2 protein-coding genes are annotated in these 2,398 nt (G+C 43.0%); both read right to left on the bottom strand.

Annotated elements, in window-relative coordinates; translation table 11 throughout:
- Positions 1 to 629 (bottom strand): aminotransferase class I/II-fold pyridoxal phosphate-dependent enzyme (locus tag B4033_RS04005; protein WP_286832283.1); only part of this gene is annotated, 629 nt, incomplete at its 3' end.
- A gap of 29 nt (positions 630 to 658) precedes the next feature.
- Positions 659 to 2,059, bottom strand: a complete 1,401-nt coding sequence (locus B4033_RS04000) for an amino acid permease (protein ID WP_286832281.1) — start codon at positions 2,057 to 2,059, stop codon at positions 659 to 661.
- Positions 2,060 to 2,398: the final 339 nt, after the last annotated feature.

The raw sequence follows: 2,398 nt of genomic DNA, 5'->3' as shown, positions 1-2,398 counted from the left end.
AAAGGAATTAAAGATTGGGCTTTTAAAACTTCAATGACTTGATCCCACTCATGCGGCTGTAAGTCGGCCCCGGTCGGGTTATGACAACATGGATGTAATAACACAATACTTTGAGCGGGCAGCTGTTTTAAGCAATCCAGCATCGCCGGTACATTAACGGCATTGGTTTCTGCATCATAATAAGGATAGAAATGGGTCTGAATACCAGCGCCATTAAAGATGGCAATATGGTTTTCCCAAGTCGGCTGGCTCACCCAGATTTCAGATTCTGGAAAATATTTTTTCAAAAAGTCAGCGCCGACTTTTAGCGCACCTGAGCCGCCCAAGGTCTGAATCGTGACTACACGGCCTTGCTCGCGGGCAGGGCTGGAAGTTCCAAAAATTAATTCCTGTGCAGCCTGGTTAAAGCTGTTCAGACCATCCATCGGCAAGTAAACACGAACTTTATTATAGTCAGGGGTCAGGTAAGTATAAGCTTTCTGAACTGAGTCTAGCTGCGGCACAATGTTATCTTCATTGTAATACAGACCGATACTTAAGTTGACTTTGTTACTCCGTTGATCTTTGTTGAATTCTTCCATTAAAGAAAGAATCGGATCACCGGCATAGGGATCAATATGTTGAAACATGAATCTATCCTAATCTAATTAATATAGTATTACGCTTCTGGTAAAGAGCTGATTTTGGTCGTGTCTAACACAGCTGTCTGATTTTCTTTTTTGCGTTTGAAGAAATAAGCAATCATCAGAAGTCCAATCCAGACCGGGATCATAACAACCGCAATTCGCATTTCTGGGGTACTGCTCATAATCAGCAGAATACCGCCCATAAATGCGATACATAAGTAGTTGGTGAATGGGTAAGCCACACTTGGAAAATCTGTTCTGGTCTGCATGCGGTTCATTGAGGTCTTGAATTTTAAATGGGTATAGGAAATTACCACCCAGTTAATCACAATGGCTGCGACCACCAGCATCATCAGCATGCTAAAGGCTTTTTCTGGCACCAGATAATTCAACAAGACACATAGGAGCGTACAGAATGCCGAGACCATAACGGCATTGACCGGAATACCACGCTGATTGATTTTAGCTAGAAATTTGGGTGCATTACCTTGTTGAGCTAATCCCAACAGCATGCGGCTGGTACAGTAATTAGTACTGTTATAAACCGAAATCGCTGCGGTTAAAACCACAAAATTCAGAACTGCGGCCACTGTCTGGCTACCAAGCGAATCGAAAATCAGCACGAAAGGACTGCCGCCTTGCGCCATCATATTCCAAGGATAAAGCGATAGAATCACCACCAGGCTCAGGATATAAAATAACAGAACACGGTAAACAATCTGGTTCACTGCTTTAGGTAAGGTTTTTTTCGGGTTATCTGTTTCTGCCGCTGCAATGCCGACCAGTTCAATACCGCCAAAAGCAAACATGATCATGGCCATCGCCATAATCAGACCCATAATCCCATTCGGGAAGAAGCCACCCAATTGCCATAAATTTTCCAGAGTGGATTGGCTGTGACCACTGCCACTGGCCAGTAAATAACTGCCGAACGCAATCATGGCAATAATGGCACCGACCTTAATGATCGCTAGCCAGAATTCCATTTCTCCGAATAATTTTACGTGAAGCAAGTTGATTACATTAATGAAAATAAAGAAGCCGAGCGCAGACACCCAGGTTGGGATTTCGGGCCACCAGTAATGCACATACAAACCGACAGCGCTTAATTCGGCCATACAGACCAGAATATTCAGTACCCAATAATTCCAGCCAGACATAAATCCGGCAAACTTGCCCCAGTATTTATAAGCGAAATGGCTAAAAGAGCCGCTGACAGGTTCATGTACAATCATTTCACCCAACTGGCGCATCATTAGAAAAGCAATCAAGCCTGCAATGGCATAACCCAGAATAACGGAAGGTCCGGCCAGCTTAATGGTTTGTGAGATGCCGAGAAACAGGCCGGTACCAATGGAACCACCCAGTGCAATAAGTTGAATATGCCGGTTACTTAAACCCTTTTTCAGGTTTCCTTGTTCAATATGCTGCATTTTTATTCATCATCCATGTGAGATTAAGTACTGAACAGTGATGATGGGCTTTATTATTTTTATACCGTCATCGGTGCAGAATCTTAAGTTTTATATAAGCGTATATGTTGAAACAGAGGCAGTAATACCGATGCATATGACACTATATGCATCGGTATATTTTAAACAAAGATCAGGCTTTCGAGATGTCCAGAACGCCACGTTTGATCTGATCACGTTCAATCGATTCAAATAAGGCTTTAAAATTCCCTTCACCGAAGCCATCGTCATCTTTGCGCTGGATAAACTCAAAGAACACCGGACCAATCATATTTTCAGAGAAAATCTGTAACAGCAGGC

The sequence above is a fragment of the Acinetobacter sp. UBA3132 genome, assembly GCF_002364825.1.
Classification (GTDB): Bacteria; Pseudomonadota; Gammaproteobacteria; order Pseudomonadales; family Moraxellaceae; genus Acinetobacter; species Acinetobacter schindleri.
This window is presented reverse-complemented; position numbering and strand designations above follow the sequence as displayed.